Genomic DNA, 25,576 nt, shown 5'->3' on the forward strand with positions numbered 1-25,576 from the left:
TAGTTAAAACTTCACATGTTACTTTTCTATCCAAGGCTTAACACTGATCAAGTCAGAAAGCACATTAAATCGAGTATTATCATTTTCCCAGCTGTCACTGACATGAAAACGGCAACGATTCAATTCACAGCTGACGCCCTCACCACTTAAAGCGACATTGTTTGCAAACTCCACAGTGACGCCTTTTTGCTCGGGCAACATAAACGACAGTAGCTTACCCACAAACACACCTGATAAATCACTCAATAAAGTCTCAAACTCTGTATGTAGCTGATATAGCTTTTGCTTTGTTAAATGCTGATTTTCAAAATGTGCAGATTCAATTTGGATCTTAATCTCACAATAAGTTGCAGTCTCAGGCTTTACAACCACCACGGCCTTGTCTTTATCAAGCTTTTCGTCAATAGGTAACATTAACTGTGCTTTTTCAGTGTAGTGCAGTGACATTGAAGCTTGTTCAGTAACTATGTTTCCCTCTGCAATGGTGCATGGCTGTTTACTTTCACCTTCAACCAAATAGAAGTTCACTCGAGCAAACTCGAAATCACCTTTTTTGACTACCTTTAGGCGGTCATAAAAGCCTTCATAAGAAGCCACAAACTCTTCTGCGAAACAACCAAAGCTACTAGATAGCAGTAGCAATGGTAGGATCCTATTCTTCATCAAAATAAGCCTTGTTATGTCTGATCATATCATTGAGTTCTTCAATGTAATCTTGTCCACGTTCAGAGTATGACATTAAACCTGGTGTTAAAGCCGTTGCAATGATCTCTTTTTTATCCGCCCTCAACTGTGCGCGAACTGCGCGGAGCTCTCGATAAGCATCATGTGTATTTATATTTCTAAAATACGAGGTAACCGATGCCCTGACCGATTTAAATGCCGCCACTTCATGCGCGGCCTCATCAGCACGACGCTTCGGGATCATCCCGCATCCTGCACGGTAACACCATTGCCCAAAAAAGTTTAAACCAATGCGTGCAAATCGAGACGTACCCCAAGCGGACTCATTGGCCGCCTGCATTAATGCTAACTCTTTAGGGATAATATCAACTCTATCAAGGGCCAATTTTAAACTCTGAACAGTGATCTCTTCTTGATCTATCTTATAAAGTTGAAAGATAGTCTTTACACGTTCAATCTGCACATCACTGAGTGACTCGTCAAACTGCAACATCATCAATGCAATTTCAATACTGGCTCTTTGTTGCAAAATAACCTTATTTTCAGCCTCTACATGAGGTTTAATGAAATCGAAAAAGGTCTTTTTCTTAGTCGCAATGTCTTTAATAGACGCAAAGTCAGGCAGCTGAACATCATGTAATGGCTGCTCAGGTAATTCGACTTCAGGGATCTCAACGATAACTTCTGGTACTTCTACTGGCTCTGGCTTTTCCGGTGGTTCGGTTATAAATGGATATATAATTGCGTACAAAGAAACTGCAATTAATAAAATCTTGATCAAATTAGAACGCATGATTCTCCTCTCACTAGTACCTACCAAACGAGCTATCTGAACTTCCTTTGTCAGAGAAAGACTCGTTGTACTTAGTTCATCTCATAAAACGGCGACCGATTATAGCAACAATCGCAGTTAAACGCGAATTTACGCCAATCCGTCGCTAAAATAAGCTTTTTTCCAATCACACCAAGTAATTACATTTTTAACTTTGCATCGCTATACTTAGCTTACAAAGATGGAATAAGACAATAACCAGCCACGTAGAGTACCTTATGACCCAGCCCGTATGGCAACAAAGATTGCTAGATCAAGTAAAGAATCGCCCCAATGATAATCGCTCTGCATGGCAAGTAGATCGGTCTCGGATCATCCATGCAGCTGCTTTTAGGCGTCTGCAATCAAAGACGCAAATCATGAGCATTGGCGTCAATGATTTTTACAGGACACGGCTAACACATTCACTAGAAGTATCTCAAATAGGAACAGGGCTATTGCGCCACCTTAAACTGCAAAACCCTCAGTTTGAGCACTTCCCCTCTGCTAGCCTCATTGAAACCATTTGTCTTGCACACGATATTGGTCATCCGCCTTTTGGTCATGGCGGAGAGATCGCGCTCAATTATTTGATGCGTGATTACGGGGGCTTTGAAGGCAATGCACAAACGCTGCGGATCGTCACCAAATTAGAGCCCTATTCAAATGGCTACGGTATGAACTTGACCAGACGTACGCTGCTCGGTTTTATAAAGTATCCGGCGCACATCTCTGCATTGCAGCTTAAACCACAGAGCATTAACTCGCATCAGCGCTTTATCTACACGCAAAAATGGTTCCCCGCTAAGGGCATTTACGATTGTGATAAAGACGTTTTTGATTGGATCCTGACGCCTTTGTCCAATAAAGATAAAGCCCTTTTCACAACGCACAATCCCATTGATGAGTTTAAATGTAAGACTATCTACAAATCCCTTGATGCGGCTATCATGGAATATGCAGACGACATTGCTTATGCAGTGCATGATTTAGAAGATGCAATTGCCACTGGCACACTCAGTGAGCGCGATTGGTATAACTATGCGATGCCTGAATTCAAACAAATTGACTCACCTTGGCTTGAACAGAATCTATCAAGTTTAACGCATCGCCTCTTCTCTGATGATGAACCACTTAGAAAAGACGCCATTGGCGAACTGGTCAACATTTTCATTGTTCACTGCGCTTTGGTTCAGCACGAAGCAGATTTTGACGATCCATTGCTCAAAAATACCGTCAAACTCAACGATGAATTTGAAGCGATTCTCAAGGTGCTCAAACAATTTGTGTATCAAAGACTCATTCGGGAGCCGACCATGCAGCAAATTGAGTTTAGCGGTCAGAATATGCTGATTGACTTATTTGATGCATTTTCCAGCGATCCGATGCGTTTACTGCCCTACACTGCACAATCTCAGTACGAGCATGCTAAAGGTGACACGGCAAAGATGCGCGTGCTTGCTGATTATTTGTCTGGTATGACTGATGAGTACGCAAGACGCTGCCATGCACGTTTGTTTAGTAATAGCATGGCTAGAATATAAGTCTGTTGAGATCTGATCAAATGAAGCGGTTAAGCTTTGCCTGTACGCTTGTTCGCTAAATAATGAAGGGGCAGCTTCACTATCCTCACAGATATGTGAGCACTGTTTACATCAGACACATCGTTTTACTCACACGCTAAATTGTCACGATTGTGTAGTTTGCTTTTTATACACAAATACTGGCCTGTGTAGGGTATTAACCCATCTCAAAAAGGACTAACAATGAAATTAAAACTACAAAAAGACAACTTTAAAAAAATGGTCTAATGACAGTGCGACACTAAACAAGCAAGTAACTAGACACGTCAATGGAGGACGCAACTGGTACGCAACATGGAAATGTACAACCGGTTGGCATCGTTGTGATGCCATAAATAATGGCTTAGCCGTATATATTCGAAAAATTCTTTACTTATACGGCTTAGTGATTAATAAACAAAAAACATAAATATACTTGAAAACCAATTAAAAAATTGAAAAATAAAGATAAAGCCATTAAATAATAATCAATTTAAATTAAGCCAATCAATATTTCCTTGTTTAACCAGTTTATCGACATATTGCTTTTCTTGAGCCCAAGGGTGTCGTTTCCAACCTTGAAAACCAAACCCAGTTATAGTGACGTGTTGAAACCTTTCGATGAAGTAACGCATGGCAAGAAACCCTGAACTTGGACATACGGGTTTACATTCAGGTTTACCTAGTTTTAAGAGTTCTGATAAAACCGTAGCTCGATAGTGCTCATCAATTCTTTGAATGATCTGCTTGTCGTCAACGTGCCTTGCTATTTTATCGCCAAAATCTATTTTCCCTTTTCGTTTTATCGCTTTAAATAATATTTGTTTGAAAATACTTTGTTTTGGGTCAGTCAGCATAACTTGACTGAGGTTGCTTAAATTGAGGAGGGGAAACTGCTGGGCAATCTTCATCGCTTGCCTGCCACGACTTGATAACCATAAATCAGTACACTTAGTGCCAAGATGAGCTGGTAGTCCTGCGCAAAAATTAAAACGCACCACACGGTCAAACTCTTCAACTTGCTTGCTTATATCAGTATTAATAGGCCCATTACCTATAATAAGTACACTTTGATTTTGCATTTTCTAATATCCTTTCAAAAAATCACATAATCGGTTTTTTCATAGAAGTTCATATAAAATCACCAACCAACCTAAAAGCCGGAAGATTATATTCTGGTAAAATGAATCGAAAATTAATAGAGAAAAGAAAGAAAATTACAAACAAACACAAAATAAAACAATTTTTAAATTGCTAATTATTATTTTAATTACTAGGTAAAAATAATATTTCAAATAGAGGATAATCGCGGTGCATTGTTAATGCACCGCTTTAGAATGGTGAGTTATTTTAACTTCTCGCTGACAATTGGATAATGATCCCAAACATTTTTATCTGCAAGTGAACGGACCAATTTAACGTACTCTGCATGTGTCCAAGCCAATGGTGTTGCTGAATTAGTGCCTTCGCCCAGCTGGTAGCCAAACGGGTTCACACCGACGCCATCCCAAACTTGCTCTGGTAGCATCAAACCTTCATTGGCAAAGTGCTCCATGCCACGCACATAGGTGTGCTTAATGCGGGTCACAGCCTCTTTGTTTAAGCCCTTCGTCGCCGCGGCAGCCGCTATTTCATAATGGCCTTTTTCACCAGTAAAAAATGGCCATACACGACCACGCTGTCCCGGTGTATTTTGACCGCCTTCAGCATAATTAGTCCCCTTTACTTCATCTTCGCCATAGCCATCGTTACCGTAACGACGGTAGCCTGGGTATGTATTTGGGTCGCCTGCAAAGGTAAAGCTGTATTTTACACGCAAGTTTTCAGGTAACGTTTCATCTTCGTACTCTGGCAGTGTTTTCAAAATACTAGGCGCATCGGCATCTCTGACACCATAACGTACCAACTCTAAGAAACCACCATCAATGATCTGACGCTTATCAAGTCCTACACGGCCATTGTTATCACCTAATTTTGTGGCGGTGTTTGGGTTCTCGTCTCTTGCGATACGGAAGAAATATTCGCCATCTGTATTTTGGCCTTTCAAGTTACCTTCGGTGGTGAACATGCGCTTTTCAACAGTATCGTTATACTGTTTAGCAGTATCTAAATACCTTTGCTCACCGGCTTTATCACCCGCTAACTTAGCGATGTCACTGGCCGTCACTAAACCCGCAATCACCGCCGCTGTCGTCGAAGGAGAATACCCGTTTTGCTCTTCCCAGCGCTCTTGCTGGGTCGCGGGTGGTGTAATTTGCGTGTCATTCCACAAAATCTTTGCCAGCCCACCGTCTACTAGGAACTCTGCCGCAGGCTTGAGCATACGCTCGTACCAGTAAACGAGCTTTTCATCGCTTAACACACCCTCTTGCCACAATTTCCAAGCAAGCATGATCGGCATCGCAGTTTGGTCAAGTTGAACGCCAACCCACTCTAACTCACCATCAACATGTGTTTTTTGTAAAAACCAGCCAGTATCGCCTTGGTTACCCGGCGTGCCATCCATCACTTGAACTTTTTCAAGGTATTCGAATGAGGTTAGCGCTGTGTCTGGGTCGCCCATTGCCATGAACGCCATAGCGACTTGATAAAAGTCACGTACCCAAACAGCTTTATAACCTGTGTGACCTTGCTCAGCAGCAACGGTGTCACCCCATGGATTAGACAGTGATGCAATGAGCGCTCCGGCATGCGTTTTATCTTCTTGTGCTTTTAACACTAATGCACTGACATTTAATAATTTACCGCTGTCAGTGGTGTAGTTAGCAAGACGTTGCATAGGTTCAAGGCTGGCTAAGTAATCTTCCCAACCTATGTGTTCGCCTTGGCCATTGTAGTGTGCAAGGACTTTGTCATAGCCTTTATTTAGCGCAGCGGCACCTTGAGCAAAACTATCTGCTTGTGACTTGCCAAAGCTCAACACAAGATCAAAGGTCGCAGAGCCCTTAACTTCACCTAATTCTGCAAGCCAGTTTACATTGCCTTTTGTATCACCTGTGCTTTGGTAAGTACGCGTCAATGCATGATTTTTCTTAAGTTCATTTAGATTGTCACTACTACCTGTAAAACCGACCGATGCTTGCTCAAACCCTGTACTACTTTGCAAGGTTAAAAAGTTATCCGCTTCCCAAGCAACCAAACCTTTGTCTGTCACGGTTGCTGAGTCATTCAGACCGTTGTTATTCACATATGGGTTGACGTTCACAAACGCTTTTACACCGCTCAGCTGCGTATCCACTTTTGCTCTGACAAATAAAGTCTGGCCATCAGGGTCCGTGAAAATGTGTTTTTCTAGTGTAAAGCGGCCTTGCTTGTCTTTGCTGACAACTTTATAAGCCAGTGATAAAGGGCGACCTTGCGCATCTTTATAAAGATAATCAATCGACACATCTAACTCATCGCGCTCAGTCACAGTGAAGTCTTTACCTGTCACCACAAACTGCATATCACGAATTTGCGCTTGGTGAATAAGACCGAACATAGTCTCAGTGATCATGCCTTTTGCAATTGAAAACCAAACTTTAGATACTTCACCTGTTTGTGCATCATTTGCATACTGGCCATTTTTATAGGCTTCATAAGACGTGCCAATGCCCGTTTTATCTGAATAAGTCCAAAACGGCTTATCGCCCGGCGCACCGGGTGCGGTCTCAATCTGCTGCGTATTCGTTGCACTACCACACCCAATAAGGCCTGCGGCAATCAGTGCCAACGACAAACATGACAATTTTTTCATTTTTACTCCTCAGTGGCTGTTTTATTGCGCGCTTGTTTTTACACGTGCAACAGACAGCGCCGCTAAAATAAACGACACACCACCAATAACTAATGCATAAATAGGTTGATTCTCGAAAACGTTTCTTAAGATAAGGCCAAGTACACTGGCTGCCAGCAATTGAGGGATAACAATAAAGAAGTTAAAAATCCCCATAAACACGCCCATTTTGTGCGCTGGCACAGCATCGCTTAACATGGCATAAGGCAGAGATAAAATAGATGCCCACGCAAAGCCGATACCTATCATTGGTACCCACAGTAAACTTGGATCTGAAATAAACAAAAAGCTCAAAAGCGCACCGGCACCTAAAAGCAGATTTAAACTATGCGCCCACTTGAGGCCAACACGTTTAACCACAAATGGGATACATACGGCTGCTAGCGCTGCAAAACCATTATATGCGGCGAATAAGATACCGACCCAATCAGCGCCATCGTTATAGGCTTTAGAAGTCACATCCGTCGCGCCATAGTGAAAACTGGTTACTGCCGATGTGGTATAGATCCACATTGCAAATAAAGAGAACCAGCTGAAAAATTGCACCACCGCCAATTGCTTCATGGTTTCTGGCATAGTGAATACGTCGTAAATGACTTCGTAAAAACCACCGCTTGTACGTTGCTTGTTTTGCAGATAACCCGCAATGAGAATGATCGCTGAGAACGACAGTAATAGTGCGCTTAACAAATAAAGCTCTTTTTCTAGCTTTAATAGAGTAACACCCGCCAAAATAAGGCCACCAATCACACCACTCACAAGTGCAAACTTAGCAAATTGAATGCGTTGTTTCGGCTGTGATGATGCTTGTTGTAGCTCTGGTGATTCAAATTCGGCTAATTGCTCAGGTGTATATTCTCTGGTTTTAAGAATGGTCCAGCCAACCGCCAAAAATAAAATCACACCACCAAAATAAAAGGCATATTTAACAGACTCAGGAATTTCCCCAGGCGCTGCCGTGTTACTGATCCCAAACCAGTTAGTCATCATCCAAGGCAATGCAGAGGCGATAATGGCACCAATACCAATGAAAAAGCTTTGCATTGCATAGCCTGTTGCGCGCTGCTTTTTATTAAGATTGTCACCCACTAATGCACGAAACGGTTCCATCGTGACATTGATTGACGCATCCATGATCCACAGCATACCGGCTGCAATCCAAAGTGTCGGCGAGTTTGGCATGATGAAGAGTGACAAGGTCGTCAGTATCGCACCATACAAAAAGAAAGGACGACGACGACCTAGGCCCGTCCAAGTTCTGTCACTCCAGTAGCCAATTATCGGCTGTACAATCAATCCTGTGAGTGGCGCTGCCACCCACAAAATAGGAATATCATCAACTGATGCGCCTAGCGTTTGGAAAATTCGGCTCACATTACCGTTTTGTAACGCAAAGCCAAATTGAATGCCCATAAAACCAAAGCACATATTCCAAATTTGCCAGAAACTCAGTTGTGGTTTTTGTTTTTGCATAATTAGTTCTCTAGCTCATACACAACACTGGCAAGCGGTGCCAAGGTGATGTTGAGTTGATTATTTTTAATGACAAGTGTTGGGTGAGATTCCAACTTATCGACGACTTTGCCTTGCCACCCCTCTGGTAATTCAATCGTAACCTGCTGCGCATTATCAGCATCAAAGTTACTTGCCACAATGACTTGCTGAGCGGCATTATCACGTGCAAATGCCATCACTTTTTCAGCTGGCTTGTTAGCACTCTCTAATGTGTTCAGTTGCACCAGTGCGCCATATTGAATAGCAGGCATTGAGCTTAAGTTCATGAGTTTTTTATAATACTGACGTAATGCCTTTTGCTCATCACTTAGCTGACCACCGTCAAATTTGCCCTTATTCATCCAAGCCTGATGGGCAGGTACACCGATATAATCAAAAATGCTGGTGCGGCTAGGTTTACCAAATCCGGCCATCTCTGAGCCGTCTTCACCGACCGATTGACCAAAATAAAGCATAGTTGGTGCTTTACTGATTAAATGGCTCACTACCATCGCTGGTTTGCCTTTTTCAGCACTGCCTGCAAATTCAGGACTGGCGATACGTTGCTCGTCATGGTTTTCTAAAAAGTGCAGCATGTGTGGGGCAATATCAGACACGCTCAAGTGTGCATCCATTACACTTTGTGCATTGCCAGTGCCTTGCATCAACAGCTTCAAGCTGTCATAAAAACCCACTTTATCGTATAAGAAGTCCATTTTTCCTTGGTGAATATAAGGGCGGTAAAGGGTTGGGTTGTACACCTCAGCCAACAAAAAGGCGTCAGGGTTTTGCATCTTGATGGAAGAGTTTAAAAAGCTCCAAAATTCAACTGGCACCATTTCAGCCATATCATAACGGAAACCATCTACCCCTTTATCGAGCCAATATAAGGTGATGTCTCTGAACTTATACCAGCTATCCGGTAGGTCTTTATCTTGCCAAAATGCATAGTGTGCACGGTAGTCTTGCTTTGCCATCTCAGCAGGCAGCGTTGGAAAGTCATAGCTGCCATCAGGGCGCACACCGTAATTCACTTTAACGGTTTCATACCAATCATGAATATGCGGCTGCGCAGCTCGTGCGCCATTCCCTGTCCATTTCGCAGGTGATTCTGTAAATTGACCATCAACAAGCGGGTGAGGCTTGCCGCCTAGTACTTGATAATCAACTGATGTAGGGACTTTAAAATCCTGCCCAGTCACATAATAAAAGTTGTTATCACGGGCATAAGTCAGCGACGTATTGTCTTGCGCGCCAAAATCTTTTACCCCTTGCGGCGCACTCAAAGATTGGTAATTTCTTGCAACATGGTTAGGTACGATGTCTATCACCACTTTCATGTCTGCATCATGAGTACGTTCGATCAGCGCTTCAAACTCTGCCAGACGTTTTGCAGGGTCTTTTGCTAAGTCAGGATTAACATTGTAATAGTCTTTGATTGCATAAGGTGAACCTGCACGGCCTTTCACCACATCGGGGTCATCAATGCCAATGCCATATGCACTGTAATCGGCAACTAAAGCATGATGTAGCACTCCCGTATACCATACATGGGTCACGCCCATGGCTTTAATTTCCGATAACGCCTTTGGCGTGAAGTCTTCGAATTTCCCTACGCCATTTTGCGCCAACGTGCCCCAAGGCACATTATTGGTGTTTGTGTTGCCAAATAGTCGCGTGAATACTTGGTAAACGACAGGCTTTTGATCTTGTTGTTCGGCTTGCTTACTTTGCTCATCTTGTTGAGAAGACTGACATGCTGTCAGCAAAACACTGCCTGATATTAAGCTCAGTGCAAGCACCAAAGGTTTTATTGTCATTATTTTGTTGTCATATTGGTATTTTAATTGAGTCTACTGACTTGCAGCCCAGTGTTGAACCACTTGCATACGTATTCAAAGTCGTGATTAATTTGTTATTCATATAAAAAAACGCGAAGTGTGGTAGATACTTCGCGCCAAAGCAATATTGCTAAAATACACCGCATTATTTTGTCATTTTATCGATAAATGCTTGGTGGCTTGGCAGCTTATTTACTGTGCTCTGCAATAACACTTTTACGCTATCCAATAAGCTTTTTAAATGCTCGTCATCAAACTGCTCAGCCAGTGGATGATAAGTCTTTGGCACCAGCCCCTGCCCCACCATCACTTGTTGCCATGCTACGTTTTGAAATAAATCATCGGTTTTCGCTGCACAGTGGCCAGTTTCCTCAAAGAGCGCCATTTTTCTTTGAAGGCTTCGGGGGATGGACATATTTTTACACCACTGCCAAAATCGCGAATCGTCTCTTTCAGTCAATTTATAGTGAAGGATTATGAAGTCTCTCACCTGTGCCATTTCATTTGAAAACTCAATATTGACGTTTTCAATGGCACAGTCCTTAATCACATCAAATGGAAAGTGTCTGATCAAACGTAAAATAGATGTTTGGATTAAATGAATACTGGTTGACTCTAGCGGCTCTAAAAATCCACTCGCCAAGCCCACTGCAAAAACATTACCTTGCCATTGCTTGCGACGCATGCCCGTTTTGAACTTAATCAATTTAGGCTCAGCCAAAGGGCGGCTTGGCAAGCTGTGTAATAACGCTTCTTTGGCATCTTGCTCTGATATAAATTTGCTTGAAAACACGTAACCATTGCCAACTCTATGTTGCAACGGTATTTGCCATTGCCATCCTGCTTGCTTTGCAATCGCGCGAGTATAAGGCTTAATCTCACCATCAAGTTGTTCACTGGGCAGTGCCCACGCGCTATCACAAGGCAACCAATGTGACCAATCTTCAAATCCAACATTCATCGTTTGGTCAATTAACAGACCTTTTAACCCGCTGCAATCTAGATATAAATCAGCGCTATATTGCTCACCATTTGCTAAAAGGACAGCTGCGATATGCCCTGTGTTAGGATCAGTCTTTACCTCCGTAATTTTCCCTTCAACTCGCCTAACACCTTGAGTTTGAGACTGCTTGCTCAGTAACTTAGCATAAAGCCCTGCATCAAAATGATAAGCATAGGTAAGGCCTTGCAATTGTGTATTGGGGATATGCTGCAAGTGCGTAAATCGGTTTGCTTTTGCCGCTTGAGTATTTAAAGAATATTCAGCCAAACTGTCCGTTAACCCCTGTTGCTTTGCCTTGAGCCAAACTTGAAAAAAGTCACAAAAAGGAAAGCTTTTACCCAGTTCACCAAACGCATGCATATAGCGGCTACCCTGGTGACCCCACCCTTCAAACTCAATGCCTAACTTATACGTCGCTTGCGTTTGCTCAATGAATGTGCGCTCATCGAGCCCAAGTGCGGCATTAAAATTAACCATCGGCGGAATGCTGGCTTCGCCAACGCCGACTGTGCCAATGTCATCTGACTCAATCAAGGTGATGTTAACCTGATCTTTTAGTACTCGCTTTAGCAATGACGCACTTAACCAGCCCGCTGTTCCACCACCGACAATTAAGACACTTTGAATTCGTTCAGTCATGCTCACCTCTTTAGCAATAAAAAAGCCTTATCGCAGTACGATAAGGCTTTTTCTATATTCTCAAGTCAATGCGCTACTTAAAACTTGTAGCTTGCGCCTAACAAGAATACGCGTCCGTAATCTTGATAATCTCTAACTTGTAAGTGATTGTCACCAGATAAAGACGTAAATGGCTCTTCAGTGATATTCTGTGCCTGTAACGTCACAGCTAACCCTTCAAGGGATTTAATACCAGCTTCACCAAAGTCATAACCAAGCTGAGCATCCCAAATTGTTTCACCTAGGATATCAACTTGCTCTGTTTTAAAGCCTGTACCGTATACATCACCTTTAAAGTCAGAACGTTTACGCATGCTGGTTCTGAACTGGAAGCCGTTATTTTCATAGAAGAAAGTTAAGCTTTGCACTTTTTCTGACAAACCTGGTAACTTGTATTCTTCGCCGTTGTGATCTTCAACATCTTGATGAATACGCGTATGGCTCGCAATTAAACCAAAACCTTCTAAGCTGCTGTGGATCAAAGTGAACGGGAATGTGACTGCCGCTTCATAGCCCCATAGGTTGCCACCGCCACCATTGACTTTCAGTTTACGTGTTGCAGTTGGATTTGCTGGGACCAGACCCGTCTTAGGGTTAATAACACCCGTTAAATCTTCTTCTGTGTTTGAATCAAAGATCCAGTTTTTAAGGTCTTTGTAGAAAGCCCCAACAGAGAAGTATCCTTCTGAGTGGTAATAGTTTTCATAAGTTAAATCAAAGCCATCAGCTTCTTTTGGCTCAAGCTGCGGGTTACCACCAGTGATTTCCCAAAAGTTTCCACTGTCATCCGGCACATCTCTGTACGATCTGATAATAGACGAGTTCATCTCAGACATTTTTGGACGTGAAATCGTTTTAGCGTAACCAAAACGTAGCATTTGCTCGTCATCAATAGATAAAGACAAGTTCAAACTTGGTAGCACATGGCTGTAATCATGGTTTTCTCGGCTGTCTTCTAGTACAACTTGACCACTGCCATCAATCCCCGCTTTTGCACCTTTAGTATCGACTTCAGTTTTGACATAACGCAGACCTGCATTACCTTTTAGCGGCATGTCAGCCACTTCCATATCAATATTTGCTTGTACAAATGCCGCGGTGACTTCTTCACTCACTGACCAAGTTCTTGCTGCGTGGCTCGCATCCGTCAGGCTTTCCGCAAGTAGCGAGAAATAACCATCCGCGACCATCGCACGCGAGTCATAGGCAATCATATCGCCCATACCAATAAAGTCTAAATTCGCCGTACCCAAGCGATATTGATCAGGTACTGTCAATAAGTCGGTATTATTAGGGTAAGAGAAATCTTTTAAAGTCATAAAGTAACCTTCAGATACTTTTGACTTTTCACGCTCTTTATATGACAAACCCGCTTCCACTGAGCTGATATAATCATTATCTAGTGCATGCTTTGCAGCCAACTTGAGTGCGTTAATTTCGTCTTCCAAGACTGGCGCATTAATAAAGCCATCTTGCAACGTATTTTGGAATGGGTGATCTTTAACGTTTGTGCCGTACTTTTCATTAAGCGCTGTGCTGCTGCCCCAAGACAACGGACCGCCCACCTTGATTAAGTCATAATCACTATAATCCAGCTCATGAGTAAATTGTGCCCCAGTGTTGCCATCATTAAAGGTATAACCGATATTGTCAGCCGCACCACGCAAATCACCACGGCCAGTGCCTGAGTAGCTCTCTAAGCTCCAGATTTTGTTCTCAACGCTCGAGTGACTTAAATCAACCTCAATGGTTGTCGCATCAGTTAGCTCATAAGTAGCATTGAAGCCAAATGCCTGCATTTGCGCATCTTTAGACTCATAGTCATTACGTACAACGACTCTTTGGCCTTCTGTTACTGCACTAGTAATAAAACCAGACGCTTCGTCTATCGACACACTTTGCGGGTTCAGTTGACCTTGGCCCCAACCAAATGGAATTTCGATACCACGTAAGATTTTGTCTTCAGTAAAATCAATATAAAGCGCATCAAAGACCATAGATAGCTTGTCATTTGGTGCAGCTTCAAAGACAAACATCACGGAATCACGCTCAAGCGTTGTAGAGCGTACAAATGGTTTAGCTCCACCTAGAATTGAGTACTGCTTACCATTTTCTTCAAACTCTGGGTAACCCCAAGTGTTCCAACGCTTTTCTTGGTTAGGTGATGAGCTTGTTGTTAAAGCCAGTGCAACACCATATTTGTCATCTGCAAACTGATCAATGTATGAAAAAGTGCCACGTAAACCAGCATCATCAGCATCTGGGTTTAGCTTACCGATATCTGACTTTTCATAAAGTGCATTAACCTGTAAAACACGCTCATCCATACTTAAAGGACGTACAGTCTGCATATCAATAACACCCGCGATCCCTTCAGCTTCTAGGTTCGCGCTTGGCGTTTTATATACAGTAACACCACTCATAATCTCTGAAGGGTATAAATCAAACTCTACACCGCGGTTATCATTAATTGATACTTGTTCACGGCCATTGAGCGTCGTTGCCCCTTCATTTTCACTAAATCCACGTACCGTTACTTTATTTGAACGACCGTCTAATCGTTGCGATGTAAGACCTGGTAGGCGTGCGATTGACTCTGCAATTGAAGAATCTGGCAATTTACCAATATCTTCTGCGGAAATAGACTCTACAACCTCAGATGAAAAGCGTTTAGTATTGATTGACTTTACAACACTTGCACGGAAGCCGCGTACTTCTACAACTTCCACTTTCTTTTGATCATTTTTTACAGACTCTTCATTTTGCGCTGCAATTGCGTGATTGCTTAAGCCCGCAGTAACGAGTGCCAAGGTCAACATACTTGGTTTGAACGTAGACATAATGTTTTATCCCAATTAGCTTTTTGTACGTCGCTTTGTTGTTATTTACTTAATGCAGAGATTGATAGCAAAACTGCAAAAATAAATTCATTTGACGTTAATTTTGTTGTCACCCGCCATATTAGCGCTGTGACTTGGCTAGTCACAACTTTATGCATACGTATTCAAAGAAAGGTGAGCAGGCATGAACTTCAAAAAAGTCGTCTTTAAATACTTCTAACTTCATGCTTTTATTAACTTTATTTAATTTGCAAGCAAAATTAACAATTTAAGCAATGCATTTAAGTATATTTTACAAGCAAGTAACTCAATCGCTTAACAAGCAGATTATGACATAAAAATCGGCAGATAGATGTGTGCTAAAAACGTTAACGTAAAATTGGTATTACCAATTTAAATATTCCAAGCACTTATAAAACCTGATCCCTGATATATTTCACTATAAATTGGTAAAGATGATTTAGTAAACCTTCAATAGTCAAAGATCTGTCAAAATTTCATAATATTTTAAATGCATACGTATGCAGTTTTTTTACTCAAATGCATGCATGCCGTATGCTTTTCGACAATATTAACGACCAGAACCACTTTATACTTTTAGCTGGCTTAGTTCGCTTTAAGAAGTGGCTTCACTGCACAAAGCTGGAGAATCGTGCATGGCGCAAAATGAATGGTGGAAAGGTGCGGTAATCTATCAGGTTTACCCACGCAGTTTTAAAGACACCAAAGGTGATGGTATTGGTGACCTTAATGGCATCATTGAACGTCTTGACTACATAAAGTCATTAGGCGTTGATGCGATTTGGATATCCCCATTTTTTAAATCGCCGATGAAAGACTTTGGATACGATATCAGTGACTATCGAGATATTGATCCCATGTTTGGTAATATTGAAGACTTTGATAACTTGATTGCTCAAGCACATCAGCGTGATATCAAAATTATTATTGATCAGGTTCTCAGTCACACTTCCAATGAGCACCCATGGTTTGTAGAAAGCCGTCAAGATAAAAACAACGAAAAATCTGACTGGTACGTGTGGGCTGATGCTAAACCTGATGGCAGTCCTCCAAATAACTGGTTATCTATTTTTGGCGGCGTTGCGTGGCAATGGGAACCGAGAAGATGTCAGTACTATTTACACAACTTCTTAACTGAACAACCTGATTTAAACTTCCACAACCCGCAAGTTCGTCAAGCGGTATTAGACAACGTCAAATTCTGGCTAGACAAAGGTGTGGACGGTTTCCGCTTGGATGCGATTAACTTCTGTTTCCATGATAGTGAACTGAAGGACAACCCTGCTAAGCCAAAAGAGTTGAGACAAGGTCGAGGGTTTAGCGAAGACAACCCTTACGCGTTCCAGTACCACTATTACAATAACACGCAACCGGAAAACTTGGATTTTATGGCTGAGATCCGTGCCTTGCTTAACGAGTATCCGGGCACGGTTAGTTTGGGGGAAATTTCATCAGAAGATTCTCTTAAAACCATGGCAGAATATACTTCCGGTGGTGACAAACTGCATATGGGGTACAGTTTCGAACTACTGACCAATGACTACAGCGCTGAATATATTCGCGAAACGGTATCACGCCTTGAATCTGTAATGACCGAAGGCTGGCCATGTTGGGCATTTAGCAACCATGACGTTGAACGCGTCGCCAGCCGCTGGTCTAAAGACGGCCAAACAGTGAACCCTCAGCAAGTGAAAATGCTCACTGCTTTACTTGGATCATTGCGTGGCAGCGTTTGTATGTATCAGGGTGAAGAATTAGGGCTTGGTGAAGCACTGGTTGCATTTGAAGATCTTCAAGACCCATACGGCATAACATTCTGGCCAAACTTTAAAGGCAGAGATGGCTGTCGCACTCCCATGCCATGGTCTACGGAACAAGCACATGCTGGCTTTACACAAGGTAAGCCGTGGTTGCCTGTTGCTAATGCACATGCACACACTGCGGTAGATATACAAGAGCAAGATGATGATTCTATCTTGGCACAATATCGCGCATTTTTAGCTTGGAGAAAGTCACGCCCAGAGCTAGTTACAGGTGATATTGAATTTATACCGACTAAAGAGCCGATTTTAGCCTTTTATAGAACACTAGAAGACAAGAAGTTGCTTTGTGTATTCAATTTGACGGAACAAACTTCGGAATTTGTGGTCGAACAAAGCATAAAGGTTTCCATGGATGAACTGGCCCACCATACCGGTGAGCTACAAGCAGGTATAGTAACCCTGCCCGGTTACGGCTGCTATTTTGCATCTATATAACACAGATGACCCCTAAAGCCCCTTCATGGGGCTTTCTCAACCCCTGAACAGTTTTTTCAAAGCGCCAGCTCTTAGGGCCTTATGGTAATACCAACCTTGATGCACATTCACACCACGCGCACTTAAATAATTAGCTTGTAATTGCGTTTCAACACCTTCAGCTATCAACTTTTTGCCCAGCTTGTCGGCCATTTCTATCACCGCATTTAAAACCGGAGATTGCAAATTAGCTAAACCAATGGAGGCAACGAAGCTTTGATCTATTTTAAGCAGGTCAATTGGAAAACTCTGCAAGTACTGTAAACCACAATAGCCCGTACCAAAATCATCTATCGCAATTTCAACGCCTAACTCACCCAACCGTTGCAAGACCGACTTAATTTTTGTTTCGGATAGTACATCACGCTCAGTGAGCTCTATGGTTAAGTTATGAAATACGGACTTAGCTTCACACAACTTTTTTATGTAACTCGGGCAGCCTAGCAAATAACCATTCACGTTAAATGACACTTTAAAATCAGGGTTAGTAACTAAAACAGACCTCAAATCAGATATCGCTTTGTCAATTTGATACAATGACATCTCTAATATCGTGCCATCTCGTTCTGCTTCTGGCACAAAATAGGTTGGTCCCAACTCCCCTTCAATAGGATGCATCCAACGGATCAACACTTCAACACCGACGACAGTTTGTTGCTGTGCATCTACCAAAGGTTGATAGACATTAAATAACTCCTGACGAGTCAGCGCACTCAATAACAATGCCCGGCTGCTGAACACACGTTTATCATAATGATTCAATATCAAAACCAACCCAAGCCAAGACAACACATACATAAAACACAAGGCCATTAACCAGATTGGGCTCGGTAACCCTAAAAATCGAGCATTTTTAGCCACGATAATAGATAACTGCGGAACACTTTGAAAAGGTTTCATATACAGAAACTTACGACTCTGATCATCAAACAGCTTCTCTAATTCAGTGCTTTGAGACAAAGGAAACAATGCATGCCCGAGTGGTAAACTATACTCACCTTGCAAAAATATAGGTACACCGGTCTCACTATCGACGATTGTAATGTAATCAAGTTCAGGATATTTGCTTAAATGGATCATATCGTTGATCCAATCGGTCGGTAATAATGCATTCACTTCATAGCCATCATGGCGAGTTCTGGCCAACACAAATGCGGACACTTGCAAAAACTCAGAGATAATAGGACCGTGATACCTAAGCCCTCTCTTTTTAGGTGGCTCACTGATAAACAGAGGTGAAGACAGTAATCCGAACGAATTACACACTAACTCACCAGCGGGGTTAACTATGCCTATTTCACTCACCGCTGGATGTTTAAAAACAAATTGTCTCATTTTCGCAATAGCGGAATCTGAACATTGAACGTCTATGCTGTCAGCATGATGTAAAAAACTGTCCACACTATTTAATTGAGTGCCAAACTCAATCATCACTCGCTCAGCCATCGCCCTAACGGATGCCTTATTAGACTCAGCATGTTGGATATAGATAAAAATAGAAAGGAGACCAAAAAGAAATGAGCAGATCAGCCAAGAAACAACAATATTCTTAAAGTGATTAGTCCAAGCGGATACTCTCTGACTCAAGTCAAATTTCCAAGATAAAATGAGTTAGCAAAGTCTAATGCGTAAATATGACCGATATATGACAAAGGGTTTACTCTTGCGAGTAAACCCTTTGAGGGAAAGCTGTAAAATCATTCTGGCAAAGTGCCAATAATTCAGCTTACAGGTTTTTGCTTGTGCCTACTTCAACACGAGTTTTTAACTTCTGACCTGGTCGAAAAGTTACAACGCGCCTTGCAGAAATAGGTATATCTTCTCCAGTTTTTGGGTTTCGACCTGGACGTTGTTTTTTATCACGTAGGTCAAAGTTGCCAAAGCCAGAAAGCTTAACCTGCTCTCCGTTTTCAAGCGCTGAGCGGATTTCTTCAAAAAACGCTTCAACTAAGTCTTTGGCATCCTTTTTATTTATCCCCAGTTTTTCAAATAGGTGTTCAGCTATGTCGGCTTTAGTAAGCGCCATATCTAGTCCCTCAACGATGCATTAAATTGTTTGGCCAATTCGGCCACGACTCTGTCTACTACTTCGTTGATATCTTTCTCTTCGAGCGTTTTATCAACGTTTTGTAGGGTTAGGGCAATGGCTAAACTCTTATAATCGGGTTCAATACCTTTGCCCTTATACACATCGAATAAGTTTAGGTCAACTAATTGATTTCCGCCAACTTTCTCAATGCTTTCTAAAATATCGCCTATTTTTACATCATCTGCAACTAAAATAGCAATATCTCTGCGATTTGATGGAAATTTTGAGATATTAACGGCTTCTGGTAGCTTTCTTTGTGAAATTGCATCCACTTCTACCTCAAATACAAACGCTGTGTCGTTCAATTCTAACGATTTTTGTAATTGAGGATGAATCGCACCGATAAATCCAACTTTAACGCCATCAGCATAAATTGCCGCTGATTGACCTGGATGTAAACCATCACTCGCTTCTGCTTTAAAGCTAAATCTAGCAGGGTCGTTGCAAACTGCAAGTAAAGCTTCAACATCACCTTTAATATCAAAGAAATCAGCCTTACGAGTTTCAATTCCCCAATGCTCATTATGCGTATTGCCATATACAATACCGCCAATCACAGCACTTTGACGAACACCGTTTTCTGCATTCTCATCTTTGATGAACTTTAATCCATGCTCAAAGAAGCGAATACGTGATTGTTGACGATTCTGGTTGTATACCAAAGCGTTCACAAGACCCGGCATCAAACTCACACGCATTGCAGACATTTCAACCGAAATCGGGTGAGGCAACACTAGCGCATCGCTTTGTGGGTGCAGTAGCGCCTGCTTTTTAGGGTCTACGAAGCTGTAAGTGATCGCTTCTTGGTAGCCTCGTGCAACTAGCTCATTGCGGAAGCGAGAAACAGGTACAGACGCTTCTTGGTGATCTGTCATTTTTAATGCGGCAGTCGGTGCAACATTTGGAATGTTGTTGTAGCCGAAGACACGCGCAACTTCTTCGATAAGATCTTCTTCAATGCTGATATCAAAGCGGTAGCTTGGCACTTGTGCCTGCCACTGACCCGCATCAACCGATACCTCTAGACCAAGACGAGTCAAAATATCTGTCACTTTAGCATCTTCAATGTGATAACCGATCACACGGTCTAAACGCTCACGACGAAGTGTTACTGATTTAGCCGCAGGTAAATCTGCTTCAGAAACAGCTTCAACAACTGGACCCGCTTCACCACCCACAATTTCAAGTAATAATGCAGTCGCACGCTCCATAGCATCACGCTGAAGCTTATGGTCTACACCGCGCTCGTAACGGTGAGATGCATCAGTATGCAAGCCATAGCTACGCGCTTGACCGGCAATCGCGAGAGGGTTGAAGAATGCACTTTCAAGTAAGATATCTTGAGTACCTTCTTTAACACCAGATGCTTCACCACCAAAAATACCCGCCATTGCCAATGCTTTTTCGTGGTCAGCAATCAGTAGTGTTGATGTATTAAGCTTAGCGGTATTGCCATCTAGCAATACTAACTCTTCATCTTGCTGTGCTTTACGTACTTTGATGCCACCTGAGATAGCAGCGAGGTCAAATGCGTGCATCGGATGACCTAGCTCAAGTAATACATAGTTAGTTACGTCGACAACAGGATCGATTGAGCGAATACCTGAGCGGCGCAGTTTTTCGACCATCCACAGTGGCGACTCAGCATCAAGGTTAATGCCCTTGATAACTCGGCCTAAATAACGAGGACACGCGTCGCTATCTACTAGCTCAATGTCAATCTTGTCATCAATGGTTGGCTCAACTGTATCGATAGCAACTTCAGTTACATCTAGAGCGTTTAATACACCCACTTCACGTGCAAGGCCTTTAATGCCTAGACAGTCACTGCGGTTAGCTGTTAAGTCAACATCGATAGTAACATCGTCTAATTGGAAATATTCACGAATGTTCTGACCAATTGTTGCATCTGCTGGTAATTCTAAAATACCGTCAGAACTTTCCGCCATACCAAGCTCTTCAAACGCACATAGCATGCCGTGAGAAGGCTGACCACGTAGTTTTGCTTTTTTAATTTTAAAGCCACCAGGTAAAACAGCGCCAACTTTAGCAACCGCAACCTTTAGGCCTGCACGGCAGTTTGCCGCGCCACATACGATGTCGAGTAATTCTTCTTCACCAACGTTTACTTTTGTCACGCGAAGCTTGTCAGCATCTGGGTGCTGGCCGCACTCAACAACTTCACCAATGACCACACCATCAAAATCACCAGCAACCGGATCTACACCATCTACTTCTAAACCTGCCATAGAAAGCTGTTCAGAAAGAGCATCCGTATCAATCGCAGGATTTACCCACTCTCTTAGCCACTTTTCACTAAATTTCATTTTTGGTTCGCTCTTATCTGAATTGGTTTAGGAATTTTAAATCGTTTTCGAAGAATGCACGTAAGTCGTTCACGCCGTAACGTAACATCGTCAAGCGCTCTACACCCATACCGAAGGCAAAACCAGTGTATTTTTCAGGGTCAATTCCGACTGAACGTAAAACATTTGGGTGCACCATGCCACAACCCAATACTTCTAACCATTTGCCGTTTTTGCCTTTTACATCGACTTCAGCAGATGGCTCAGTGAACGGGAAGTATGAAGGTCGGAAACGAATTTCCATGTCTTCTTCAAAGAAATTACGTAGGAAATCGTGCAAAATACCTTTGAGCTCAGTGAAGCTAACATTCTCATCAACCATTAGACCTTCAACCTGATGGAACATCGGAGTGTGTGTTTGGTCGTAATCGTTACGGTAAACGCGTCCAGGAGAGATAATGCGAAGAGGAGGCTGCTCAGCTTCCATCGTGCGGATCTGTACGCCACTTGTTTGAGTACGTAAAACAAGCTTTGGATTAAAGTAGAACGTATCGTGGTCAGCACGCGCAGGGTGATGCTCAGGAATATTCAAAGCATCAAAGTTATGAAAATCATCCTCAATTTCAGGACCTGATTTTACTGCAAACCCGAGCTCACCAAAAAATGATTCAATACGCTCAATAGTACGCGTTACAGGGTGTAAGCCACCTGTTGGTGCTGTACGTCCCGGTAAAGTCACATCAATTGTTTCTGCTGCTAGTTTTTGCTCTAATGCAGCATTTGCAAGTGCTTCACGTTTTTCGTTAATTGCAGTTTGTACCTGGTTTTTTGCCTGGTTGATTACCTGGCCTGCTTCTTTACGCTCTTCTGGCGCTAGCTTGCCTAGGGTTTTTAATAGCCCAGTAATCTCACCTTTTTTACCAAGGTAGTTAACTCTGACTTCCTCAAGTTGCGCAATCTCACTGGCACTTGAAACGGCTTCAAGCGCTTGCGCTAAAATATTCTCTAAGTTCATTCTATACCTGATCTGGTTGAGGTAATTTGCCTTTTCTGAATCAGTTATGATAACTGAAAGATGGGGCTAGATTCTAGCCCAAATTCACAGCTTTAACGTTGCTTTTATAAAAGGAATGGTAAGTTTTCGCTGTGCAGCCATGGATGCGTGGTCTAACTTATCCAAAACATCCAATAATGCCCGCATATCTCGGCTCAATCGAGTGAGTAAAAATCGGGCACATTCATCACTTAATTCGAGTCCACGCATGTGCGCACGTTTCACCAATGCTTCAGCTTTGTCATCATCACTCATTGAGCGAATTTGAAAAGTCGTGCCCCATGCTAAACGTGACTCTAAGTCGGGCAGCTCGATATTGAGCATGTTAGGTAAGAGATCAGCGGTCATCACTAAACACTTACCTGCTTCGTTAAAGCGATTAAAAAAGTTAAAAAGTGCTTTTTCCATTGCGTCATTGCCAGCAACTAAATGCACATCATCAATGCACACTACGTCCAGTGCATCCAGCCCCTCTAACACATCTGGGCCGAACTTAATCACTTCACGAAGTGAGAGTAAAATCGTTGATAGGCCGAGTTCTTGCGCATGAATACACGTTGCATACAACAAGTGAGACTTACCGGAGTCTGCCAAGCCACATAAATAAGTAAATTGAAAATCGGACTGGATATCACTTAACGCTTTTTTTAAGTGCGTCACTTCAAGTGATTTTTCACCGCCAAAGTAAGACGTGAACGTCTCGTCATCTGGCAAAGTTACTGGTAAAGCCAACTGCATCGGATCTAACATTATTGCTGCCCTACCCAGCTATACCTTAAGTTTTCAGAACTGACAACCTGATGAAAAGCCCGCGGATCCACGTAGACCTCGAAAGACTGTTCCAATTTCAGTGATTTTTGTAAATCTGACACAGAAGATAAATGCTCTACTTCAAATTGAACTTGCTGTTTACTTCGATAAATAACATCAACGCTATTCACTGTACTGATGGTCAACAACTCTCTTTTTGCACGTTCAATTTTATCAAATGTTCTTAGCCCGTCGACCGTGATCACGGTACTATTCGTGGCATAAGATTTGGTCGGGTCAATAATATATTCACTGGCAAGCGCTGCCGACATATCATTGATCATAGAAATCAATAACTGCTGCTTGTCACCCACAAGTTGCACTGACTCGAACATCTCCGCATCCGTGTAACGCCAATCCAGTTGCCAACTGCTGGAGTTAGGTTGCTTGAATAGACGCCCTGTGATCACTCGCTCAGCATTATAACGGGCCGATGCGGCCTCCACAGGCTCGGAGAAATTCCCCCATACTTCAGCAATGCCGACCTGCGAACGATCAATTAAATCCATCAATGGCACAACAACGGGGATCCCCCACTCCGCAGCCGTATCGTAAATTAATCGCTCTAACTGAGGGTAACTCTCTTGAGTCACAAAATCGCGCCTCAAGTTATCTTCAATCACTAACCAAATAGCAATCAGAGGGCGTCGGTTACCCCAAAGCCCAAAACCGCTCTCTCTCACCAAGTTTTCAACTTTCTCAGCTTCAAAGCGCACTCGTATCTTTAGCTCTTGGTTGGCATGCTCAATATATTCGTACTTAAGCATATAGTCTGATATACGTCTTTTACTTTTTTTGATCAATGGATGATCACTATGCCCAGCTTTCCCTGTGAGCTTCTTGATCACCTGATCCAACGCATCTTGACTGGCTTTGGCTCGCGTGGCACGCGTTTTGTCATCAACCACAAGCGTTGCCTCGTATAGATCCGTCACTTCTATCGCAAACGCGGAGCTGCACATCCAAAATAGACAGATAAAGAAGAGTTTTTGTGCCATTCGCAACCATTTAATAAAAATAAAGTTTGATCCTAATGCAATCATACACGCTGGTAAAGCAATGGCGATACATTTACTTGGCAAAATAAATTTGATTTTTTCCTTTTCCTTTCGCCTCATACAATGCCAGATCCGCATCATGGATCAAAGCTTGTGCGTCAAAAGATTGGTTAATCACAGAAGCAATACCAATGCTACAACCACATTGCACCTCTACCCCAGATTCTAACGTGATCGGCGATGACAAAGACTTCAGCATACGCTCAGCCAACTGACTTAATGATTGCTTGTCTATTTTTTCAGTTAACATCACGACAAATTCATCCCCACCCAAGCGACATACAAAGTCATAGCTTCTTAGAGTTTGATTGAGTCGTTCACTCACCGTTTTAAGCACTAAGTCTCCACTTTGGTGACCGTGATTGTCATTGATGGGCTTAAAATCATCGAGATCAAGATACAGCACATAAACGAGGATATCTCCGCGTTGCGAGCGCGCAGATAATCGCTCTAGCTCCTTAAATAAGTATTTTCGATTGGCAAGCCCGGTCAAGCTATCATGCAGAGAATCATGCTCAAGCTGTTGCTGAAGTGACTCTCGTACCTCTATTTCATGCTCAAGCTTCGTTAAGCTTTCTTTGAGTTCAGACGTCCGTTCTTGTACTTTGTGTTCCAGCTCTGTCTGGTAGCTTTGCAACGATTTATTTGCTTCAATTAAGGCTTGTTGATTATTAAATGCATCCAGCGCTGATGAGATGACATGGCTGATGGTATACAAGACATCAACAATCATGCCTGAGTATTCGTTTTCTTTTCGATATGATTGAATAATGAACGCACCCAAGTGCTGGCTACGATTAACCAATGGGAAACATAGCCACTGCATGGGTACTGAGCCCAAAATATTTACTTCGCCCTTCTCAATTAACTGTTCGATATCATGCTGATTGAAATTACACACTTTATGTGATTTAAGGGCAAAAGCTGTCAGTGAGTGCGAGATATCATCTAAAGATAAATTGTCTAACTCCTCCGCCTCAATATCGTCCTTAACATCATGAAAATACGGGAAAGATAAATTTCCATTTTCTTGATATAAGACCACATAAAAATTATCTGCATAAGTTACTTTTTGTAATATACAATGAATATCCAGTAAAAAGCGTTGAATTGAATCTGATGTATTCAAACACGCTACTATATCCGTCATGCTATCAATCACATAGCCGCTGTCTACCGCCTCTACAGCTATTTTTTCCATTGCGTATCCCTCTGTAACTATTAACGCTGTTATCTAAGCTCAACTGCTTAAA

General features: G+C 42.4%; 17 protein-coding genes. 2 read left to right on the top strand and 15 right to left on the bottom strand.

The features are described from left to right. Positions 1-18: 18 nt before the first annotated feature. Positions 19-663, bottom strand: coding sequence for a DUF2987 domain-containing protein (locus JF50_RS10245; RefSeq protein WP_039609327.1), 645 nt, complete (start codon positions 661-663; stop codon positions 19-21). Further along, positions 653-1,477 carry a glucosaminidase domain-containing protein gene (locus JF50_RS10250; protein ID WP_039609328.1) on the bottom strand — a complete coding sequence of 275 codons (825 nt, stop codon included), beginning with the start codon at positions 1,475-1,477 and terminating at the stop codon, positions 653-655. Before JF50_RS10250 ends, JF50_RS10245 begins: the two co-directional genes overlap by 11 nt. Positions 1,478-1,734: 257 nt before the next feature. On the opposite strand from JF50_RS10250, the gene JF50_RS10255 reads away from it, so the two are divergent. Continuing rightward, a complete protein-coding gene (locus JF50_RS10255) occupies positions 1,735-3,039 on the top strand; it encodes an anti-phage deoxyguanosine triphosphatase (protein ID WP_039609329.1) in 1,305 nt (434 codons plus the stop codon). A gap of 506 nt (positions 3,040-3,545) precedes the next feature. On the opposite strand, the gene JF50_RS10260 is transcribed toward JF50_RS10255, so the two are convergent. From JF50_RS10260 to JF50_RS10285, 6 genes are all read right to left on the bottom strand, one after another. Continuing rightward, complete coding sequence (locus JF50_RS10260; RefSeq protein ID WP_039609330.1) at positions 3,546-4,139, bottom strand: hypothetical protein; 594 nt, start codon at positions 4,137-4,139, stop codon at positions 3,546-3,548. Positions 4,140-4,402: 263 nt separating this feature from the next. Beyond that, positions 4,403-6,793 carry a glycoside hydrolase family 15 protein gene (locus JF50_RS10265; protein WP_039609331.1) on the bottom strand — a complete coding sequence of 797 codons (2,391 nt, stop codon included), beginning with the start codon at positions 6,791-6,793 and terminating at the stop codon, positions 4,403-4,405. 21 nt (positions 6,794-6,814) lie between these two features. Next, a complete protein-coding gene (locus tag JF50_RS10270) occupies positions 6,815-8,305 on the bottom strand; it encodes an MFS transporter (RefSeq protein WP_039609332.1) in 1,491 nt (496 codons plus the stop codon). Positions 8,306-8,307: 2 nt separating this feature from the next. Then, positions 8,308-10,146 carry an alpha-amylase family protein gene (locus JF50_RS10275; RefSeq protein ID WP_039609333.1) on the bottom strand — a complete coding sequence of 613 codons (1,839 nt, stop codon included), beginning with the start codon at positions 10,144-10,146 and terminating at the stop codon, positions 8,308-8,310. Between the two features lie 166 nt (positions 10,147-10,312). Beyond that, positions 10,313-11,809, bottom strand: a complete 1,497-nt coding sequence (locus JF50_RS10280; RefSeq protein ID WP_039609334.1) for a tryptophan halogenase family protein — start codon at positions 11,807-11,809, stop codon at positions 10,313-10,315. Positions 11,810-11,886: 77 nt separating this feature from the next. Continuing rightward, on the bottom strand, positions 11,887-14,688 hold the full coding sequence (locus JF50_RS10285; protein WP_039609335.1) for a TonB-dependent receptor: 2,802 nt from the start codon (positions 14,686-14,688) through the stop codon (positions 11,887-11,889). Between the two features lie 656 nt (positions 14,689-15,344). Here JF50_RS10285 and JF50_RS10290 point away from each other — a divergent pair. Then, positions 15,345-16,967, top strand: coding sequence for an alpha-glucosidase family protein (locus JF50_RS10290; RefSeq protein WP_039609336.1), 1,623 nt, complete (start codon positions 15,345-15,347; stop codon positions 16,965-16,967). A 36-nt stretch (positions 16,968-17,003) separates the two neighbouring features. Here JF50_RS10290 and JF50_RS10295 read toward each other — a convergent pair whose 3' ends face one another. From JF50_RS10295 to JF50_RS10325, 7 genes are all read right to left on the bottom strand, one after another. Further along, a complete protein-coding gene (locus JF50_RS10295; RefSeq protein ID WP_039609337.1) occupies positions 17,004-18,593 on the bottom strand; it encodes an EAL domain-containing protein in 1,590 nt (529 codons plus the stop codon). Between the two features lie 139 nt (positions 18,594-18,732). After that, entirely contained in the window at positions 18,733-19,032 is a 300-nt protein-coding gene (gene ihfA, locus JF50_RS10300) for an integration host factor subunit alpha (RefSeq protein WP_023400419.1), read from the bottom strand. 2 nt (positions 19,033-19,034) lie between these two features. Beyond that, positions 19,035-21,422 carry a phenylalanine--tRNA ligase subunit beta gene (gene pheT, locus JF50_RS10305; protein ID WP_039609338.1) on the bottom strand — a complete coding sequence of 796 codons (2,388 nt, stop codon included), beginning with the start codon at positions 21,420-21,422 and terminating at the stop codon, positions 19,035-19,037. A gap of 13 nt (positions 21,423-21,435) precedes the next feature. Beyond that, positions 21,436-22,416, bottom strand: coding sequence for a phenylalanine--tRNA ligase subunit alpha (gene pheS, locus JF50_RS10310; protein ID WP_039609339.1), 981 nt, complete (start codon positions 22,414-22,416; stop codon positions 21,436-21,438). A gap of 84 nt (positions 22,417-22,500) precedes the next feature. Next, a complete protein-coding gene (gene hda, locus JF50_RS10315) occupies positions 22,501-23,205 on the bottom strand; it encodes a DnaA regulatory inactivator Hda (protein WP_039609340.1) in 705 nt (234 codons plus the stop codon). After that, complete coding sequence (locus JF50_RS10320) at positions 23,205-24,263, bottom strand: DUF2066 domain-containing protein (protein WP_039609576.1); 1,059 nt, start codon at positions 24,261-24,263, stop codon at positions 23,205-23,207. Before JF50_RS10320 ends, hda begins: the two co-directional genes overlap by 1 nt. A gap of 73 nt (positions 24,264-24,336) precedes the next feature. Then, positions 24,337-25,524: a GGDEF domain-containing protein gene (locus tag JF50_RS10325; RefSeq protein ID WP_052262232.1), complete on the bottom strand. Its 1,188-nt coding sequence runs from the start codon at positions 25,522-25,524 to the stop codon at positions 24,337-24,339. Between the last annotated feature and the right edge of the window lie 52 nt (positions 25,525-25,576).

It is taken from the genome of Pseudoalteromonas luteoviolacea (genome assembly GCF_000814765.1).
Lineage (GTDB): Bacteria > Pseudomonadota > Gammaproteobacteria > Enterobacterales > Alteromonadaceae > Pseudoalteromonas > Pseudoalteromonas luteoviolacea_H.